Origin of the sequence: Amycolatopsis sp. A133, assembly GCF_031082405.1 — a bacterium.
Lineage (GTDB): Bacteria > Actinomycetota > Actinomycetes > Mycobacteriales > Pseudonocardiaceae > Amycolatopsis.
Genome location: NZ_JAVHJU010000046.1, coordinates 110024 through 116575, shown reverse-complemented (window position 1 = coordinate 116575; position 6552 = coordinate 110024). Strand labels below are relative to the sequence as shown.

Annotated in this window: 5 protein-coding genes; 4 read left to right on the top strand and 1 reads right to left on the bottom strand. The window is 74.4% G+C overall.

Annotated elements, in window-relative coordinates:
* Positions 1-175 precede the first annotated feature (175 nt).
* Positions 176-2914 (bottom strand): BTAD domain-containing putative transcriptional regulator, encoded by a 2739-nt coding sequence (locus Q5425_RS29055; protein ID WP_308675507.1) that lies wholly within the window; start codon positions 2912-2914, stop codon positions 176-178.
* Between the two features lie 122 nt (positions 2915-3036).
* On the opposite strand from Q5425_RS29055, the gene Q5425_RS29050 reads away from it, so the two are divergent.
* The 4 genes from Q5425_RS29050 to Q5425_RS29035 are packed head-to-tail and all read left to right on the top strand — an operon-like array spanning position 3037 to position 6476.
* On the top strand, positions 3037-3519 hold the full coding sequence (locus Q5425_RS29050) for a hypothetical protein (protein ID WP_308675506.1): 483 nt from the start codon (positions 3037-3039) through the stop codon (positions 3517-3519).
* Positions 3520-3524: 5 nt separating this feature from the next.
* Entirely contained in the window at positions 3525-4346 is an 822-nt protein-coding gene (locus Q5425_RS29045) for a hypothetical protein (protein WP_308675505.1), read from the top strand.
* The gene (locus Q5425_RS29040; RefSeq protein ID WP_308675504.1) at positions 4340-5773 is read left to right on the top strand and encodes a VWA domain-containing protein; all 1434 of its coding nucleotides are present in this window, start codon (positions 4340-4342) and stop codon (positions 5771-5773) included. The genes Q5425_RS29045 and Q5425_RS29040 overlap by 7 nt, the downstream gene beginning before the upstream one ends.
* Entirely contained in the window at positions 5760-6476 is a 717-nt protein-coding gene (locus Q5425_RS29035) for a hypothetical protein (protein ID WP_308675503.1), read from the top strand. The genes Q5425_RS29040 and Q5425_RS29035 overlap by 14 nt, the downstream gene beginning before the upstream one ends.
* Positions 6477-6552 lie beyond the last annotated feature (76 nt).

Here is a 6552-nt window from a genome sequence, read left to right as displayed (position 1 = left end):
CGACACCCGACCCACCCGACCAGCCACAACACCCTCCAACCACACGATGTTGCAACCACCCCAAGAACCCAAGCCACATTGGTTGCGCCCAACGCACCGAACGCCACATTGGGTGCGTCAGACGCAACCAACGCCACATTGGGGCGCAAGCGGACTTGCGCCGGTGGCCGGGCGGTCAGGACATCGTGACCGGGGCCAACCCGAGTTCCTCCTGCATCGCGCGGCCCGCCCTCAACTGGCGCTCCGCCTCCGCATCCCGGCCCAACGCGGCGTTGGCGGTCCCCAAGCCGAGCAGGGCCCGCGCTTCCTGGGCGCGGTAGCCGATCCGCCGGGCCGTCGTCAGGGCCACCCCGTACGCCCTCGCCGCCGCGAGCGGGTCGTCGAGAGCCTGGGCCGCCGCGCCGAGGCTGTTGGCCGCCATGGTCAGCAGCAGCGGGTGGTTGAGCCGCCCGAGGATCGTGCACGCCCGGTCGGCGTGGGCGTGCGCTTGGCGCGGGTGGCCGTCCGCCAGCAGGACCTCCGCGGCGTCGATGCGGCTCCACGCCTCCCCGAACGCGTAGCCCGCCTCGATCGCCGCGCGCACCGCCTTGTCCGCGGCCTCCCGGGCCTCCGGCAGCCGGCCGAGGCGGGCCAGCACCAGGCCCAGCTGCGCCGTCGCCAGGATCGCGCCGCGATCGTCGCCGAGTTCCTCGCGGATCGCGCGGGCGCGCGCCGCCGACGTCAGCGCGTCCTCGTACTGCCCGAGCACCTCCTGGGCGTTGCTGAGGTTGCTCCAGGCCACGCACGCGACGGCGTGGCTGCCCGTCTCGCCGGCCAGCACCAGCGCCTGCCGGTAGAGCCGGACCGCGTCGGCGTACCGGCCGAGCATGCCGTGCAGCGTGCCCATCCGGGCGATCGCCGCCGCTTCGGCCGCGCGGTCGCCGGACGCGCGGACCAGCCGCAGCCGGTCAGCCGTCGCTTCGACGGCCTCGGCGAGCCGTCCGGTCTCCCAGTGCGCCGTGGTGAGGTTCGCCAGGCCGAGCTGCCGGGCGTGCGGGTCGCCCAGCCGGTCGGCGGCCCGGGCCCCTGCGCGGGCCAGCGCGGTCAGCTCGTCGCGGTGCCCCTGCTCGCGCAGGGCGGCCACCGCGCGGTCGGCGATGCGCCAGACGTGCTCGTCGTGGCCTTCGAGCGCGGTGACGGCGACCAGGTTGGCGCGCTCGGCGGCGAACGAGAACTCGCCGTCGCGGTAGTGGTCCAGGAGCCGGTTGAGCGCCGCCGCGGCCTCGTCCGGGTCCGCCACCGCCCGCGCGTGCTCGGCGATCAGGTCGTGGAAGCCGTAGCGGCCGGGGGCGGGCTGGCGGAGCAGGTGCGCGTCGAGCAGGTCCTCGAGGAGCCGCTCGGCCTCCGTGACGTCGGTGCCGTGGAGGGCGGCCGCCGCGGCGGCCGCGAAGTCACCGCCCGGGTGGGACCCCAGCACCCGGAACATCCGCCGCGGCCCGGCTGCGAGGTCGCGGTAGGACAGCGCGAACGCCGCCGCGACGTCCCGGCCGCCCGCGCGCAGCTCCCCCAGCCGGCGCCGTTCGGACCCGAGCCGCGCCTCCAGGTCGTCGGCCGTCCACAGTGGACGCGCTTGCAGCCGGGCGGCGGCGATCCGCAGCGCCAGCGGCAGGTACCCGCACAGCCGGGCGACGCCGGCGCCGGGCCGTCCGCCGGCCGCGGCCGTGAACAGGGCTTCGGCTTCCGGCGGCGGCAGCACGTCGAGGCCGAGCGCCAGGGCGCCGTCCACCGCGGCGAGCCGGCGACGGCCGGTCACCAGGACCCCGGTGCCCGGGCCACCCGGCAGCAGCGGCACGACCTGGCTCGCCGAGCGGGCGTTGTCGAGCACGACGAGCAGGCGGTGGCCGGCCACGCGGGACCGCCACAGCGCGGCCCGCTCGTCGAGCCCGTCCGGCTGGTGGCTCGCCGGCACACCGGTCTGCAGCAGCAGGGCGGCCAGGGCCGCTTCGGCCGGGAGCGGGTCGCGGCCGGGCGTGTGGCCGTGCAGGTCCACGAACAGCTGCCCGCCGGGGAAGTCCGCGGTGGCCCGGTGCGCGACGCGGACCGCGAACGCCGTCTTCCCGACCCCGGCCATGCCGTCGACCACCACCGGCCGCCCGGCGCGCAACGCCTCGGCGGCGCGGGTGACCTCGGCCGCGCGGCCGGTGAAGTCCGGGACGTCGTAGGGCAGGAAGCAGCGGCCGGGCGCGGGCTCGTCGTGCAGCAGCCGCTCGTAGCGGGCCCGCAGCATCGCGCCCGGCGCGATCCCGAGCTCGTCGGCCAGCCGCCGCTTCGCGCGCTGGAAGACGTCGATCGCGTCGGCCTGGCGGCCCGCATGGTGCAGCGCCCGCATGAGCAGCCCGACGAACCCTTCGCGCAGCGGGTGTTCGGCGACCAGCGCGGTCAGCTCGGCGACGGCGTGACCGTCTCCGGCGTCGACCTCGGCGGCGAGGCACTGCTCCAGCACGGCCAGCCGGCGCTCCTCCAGGCGTTCGGCGTCCGGGCGCAGCGCGGCGCTGTCCACCCCGGCGAGCGCGGGCCCCCGCCAGCAGTCCAGGGCCGCCCGGTACTCGCCCCGGTTGGCGAGCTCCTCGAACGCGTGGAGGTCGAACACGCCCGGCCGCAGCGCGAAGCCGGGGCCCTCGGCGGTGAGGACGTCTTCGCCGGCGCCGGCCGCGACGAGCGCGCGCCGCAGCGCCGTGGTGAGGTTGCGGACCTGCCGCACCGCCGTCGCCGGGGGTTCGCCGTCCCACACGACGTCGACCAGCCGGGACACCGGCACGACCCGGCCGGCGCCGAGCAGCAGCGCCGCCAGGATGCGCTCTTGGCGCGGCCCGGACGGCCCGATCGGCCGCCCGCCGCCGAGCACTCGCACCGGACCCAGGACGCGGAACTCCATCACTCACCCCGCGGGCGAGGTTAACCACCCGCGGGGCGGCGCCGGTGCGGAAGTGATGCAGCTGTGATGCGCCGCCGCGGCAGCGTCGGGGGCCGGAACGCAGCTCGGCGGAGGGAAAGCAGATGCGCAAGTGGGGTTACGCGGCCTTGGGGACCACGCTGGCGGCGGCGGTGCTGGGCGCACCGGCCGCCACCGCGGCCGGCGACCGGGACGGCGGCCGGCCGCAGGAGTGCCGGCGGGCGTTCGACCACGCCGTGTGGGAGGACATGGACAGCTACAACAAGCGCGACGCCGCCCGCTACAGCGCGATCATCCACCGCGACATGGTCACCGTGGGCCGCAAGGGCAACCTCTACATCGGCTACGACGCGAACGTGACCCCGGTGCTGGAGCAGCAGTTCAAGGTGCCCTACGAGTACTCGATGCCGTGGACGGTGACGCACACCGTCGTCGAGGGCTGCAAGATGGGCTTCGCCATCCTGGACGCGCACTACCTCGAGCCGTCGCACGGCATCGACCGCCACTACACGATCAGCCTGACGCTGGTGCGCGAGCACGGCCGGTGGCAGGTCGTCAAGGACACGGTCACCGACGTCGTGCCCTGACCGCGGTGCGGCCCGGTGACGGGGGGCACCGGGCCGTCCCCCGGCCGTTCTTCACCCCGCTCGTGCTGGCCACCTTCCGCAACTACGCGCGGGCGCTGACGACGGCCGAGGTGGCCGAGCCGCAGGAGTCCGAGGGCAATCCGCCGCTGTACTACAGCGTCGCGATGGCCAAGCTGATGGCGCTCGTCGCCGGCGAGGCCCGTTGGAACGACTACGACCCCGGCCTCAGCGCGAACCGGATGCTCGCCCAGTCGCCCGACCCGTGCCGGAGCTACTCGGGCGCCGCGTACGTCGGGCTGGTCGCCTTCGCGCGTTACTCGCATCCGGCGGCGACGGAAGCCGAAGCCGTGGAGCAGGCCCGCGCGATCAAGCCGATGCTGGACGCCGAAGGCCAGCACAGCGACGACATGGCGCCGAGTTACTTCGTGCCGGAAGCACGCAGCTTCGCGACCGTCGCGGTCATTTACGAGCACCAGTACCTCGCCTACCAGAACCGGCGGCTCGACAACGGCCTCGGGCTCGACACCGAACGGGTGCTGCTGTACCCCAGTGCCCAGCACGAGACCGCGCCCGACCTGATCTCGTTCAGCCCCGAGGGCGACGCGATCGGCGCCCTGCTGATGTCCGATGCCGCACTGCGCCGGCGGGCCGTCGAACTCGGGTTCCACGTGTACTCGGCACCCAGCGCGCAGTTCGACTTCGCGGGGTACCTGCGGGAGCGCGGCATCCCGGAGCCGTCGACCTCGATCGCCGACACCGAGACCTGGCTGCCCGGGAACGCGCAGTTCCGGAAGATGGTCGACGAGATCGGGGACTGCCGGTGGTGAGGGTCGTCCTCGTCCTGGTCCTCCTGCTGACCGCCTGCAGTCCCCGCGGGCCGGCCGACACGAAGCTCACCGTGCTGGCCACCAGCGAGCTCGCCGATCTCGGCCCGGTGCTGGCGGATCTGCGCCGCGACACCGGGGTCGAACTGGCCATGGCCTACCGCGGCACGATGGAGGCGGCCGCGGAGCTGGACTGCGGGTTCGACCTCGCCTGGCTGTCCACCGGGCGGTTCCTGCGGCTGCGGGACGCCGAACCGGGTCTGTCGACGTCGATCATGTTGTCGCCGCTGGTCTTCGGCGTGAAAGCGAGCCAGGCGGCGAAGCTGGGCGCGCAGCCGACGTGGGCGGACATCGCCGATCGCGCCGCCGGCGGCGAGCTGAAGTACGGCATGGCCGATCCGCACGTCTCCGGCACCGGGATGGCCGCCCTGATCGGCGTGGCCACCGCGGCGGCCGGCACCGGTGCGGCGCTGCGCCCGGAGGACGTCCGCTGCGACCGGATCCAGGGCTTCCTCTCGGGCCGGGCGTTCGGCGCGCCCGACGTCACCGGGGAGTACGTGCGCCGCCAGGACGAGGTCGGCGGGATCGTCGCGCCGGAGTCGGCGATCCTGGCGCTCAACGCGTCGGGACGGCTGCGCGAGCCGCTCGAAGTCGTCTACCCGCGCGACGGGATCGTGCTCGCGGACTACCCGCTGATGCTGCTGAACCCGGGCAAGCGGGCCGCCTACGACAAGGTCGTCCAGTGGCTGCGCACCCCGGCGGCCCAGCGGGCCATCATGGACCGGACGTTCCGGCGCCCGGCCGATCCGGCGGTGCCGCGCACCGGGAAACTCGCGACGCCGATCGGGGACCCGCTGTACTTCCCGGACCGGCAGGAGGTCCTCGACCGGCTGCTGCAGGCCTACGACCGGGCGGGCACCGGCCGTCAGGTGGTCTTCGTGCTGGACTACTCGCTGTCCATGGCCGGGCCGCGGGTGGCGGCGCTGCGCCGGGCGTTCGCCGCGCTGAGCGGGTTCGACCGGTTCTACGCCGGCGAGCAGGTGACGATCATCCGGTTCGCCGGTGAGGTGCTGGAGGAGCGCGCGATCACGGTGGCGGGCCGGCCGGACGCCGACGCGCTGCGGGCCGTCGTGGCGTCGGCGGACCTGCGGCCGTACACGGCGATCTGGTCCGCCCTCGAACGCGCTTACCGGATCGCGAAGCCGGGGGCGTCGATCGTGCTGATGACCGACGGCGAAAACAACGCGGGCCTGGGCCTGGACGCGTTCCTCGCCGGCCGGCACGACGCCGGGCCGACGTACGCCATCCGGTTCGGCGAAGCCGACCCGGCCGAGCTGGGGCGGGTCACCGCCGCGACCGGCGGGCGCGTTGTCGACGGCAACGCGGAATCGTTGACAGAGGCGGTGAGGGAGCTTCGTGGCTGTCGATAGAGGGCTGCTGTGGTCGGTGCTGGATTGGTGGGTCTGGGTCGTGACCGCGCTGGCCGCGGTGGTGACGTTGGTCGTGCTGGTGCTCGGGGTAGTGCGGCGCAGCCGCCCGGTGCTCCTGCCCGGCCTGCCGTTCTACCTGGACGAGACCCGCGTGATCGAGCTCTGCCAGCAGGGCGGCTACGGCGACATCGCGCAGCGGGCCATCCGGGAGTTCGTCCGGCGCAGCACCGACGGCTCGTTCGGGTTCACCAGCCAGTGGTTCAAGTTCGGCCGCGGCGGCAACCGCGGGCACGAGACGGAGACGAGCTACAACGTCCACGTCACGGCGAACTCCCTGCTGGGGATGGCGCTGAAGTCCCTGGAAGCCCAGCACGGCGTCGTGCACGCGAACCTGACGACCAGGGTGGTGCAGGGCGACCGGGCGTGGCGCCGGACGCGTTCGCCGCTGCTGTCCGAGGTCCACGACGGCTACGTGGTGGTGCAGGGCCGGTTCACCGTCGCCGAGGAGACCGCCGAAGAGGTCGTGCTGCACGCGCGCATCGGTGACTGCGACGCGCGGGTCCGGGTCGCCTGCCACGACGACCACCTGCGCCGCAAGGAAGTGCCGCAGGGGCAGTTCAACGCGCGGTGCCTCGGCAAGAGCCAGGCGTGGCGGCCGGACAGCGGCGAGCTGGTCATCCTCCCGATCGCGGTCCTCCAGTAAGCACGCGGCCCTGGCGCCTGTATCGGAGTCGCGAGGGGCAGCCGCCAGGTGCGGAAGACCCCGGGCTGAGTGGGCG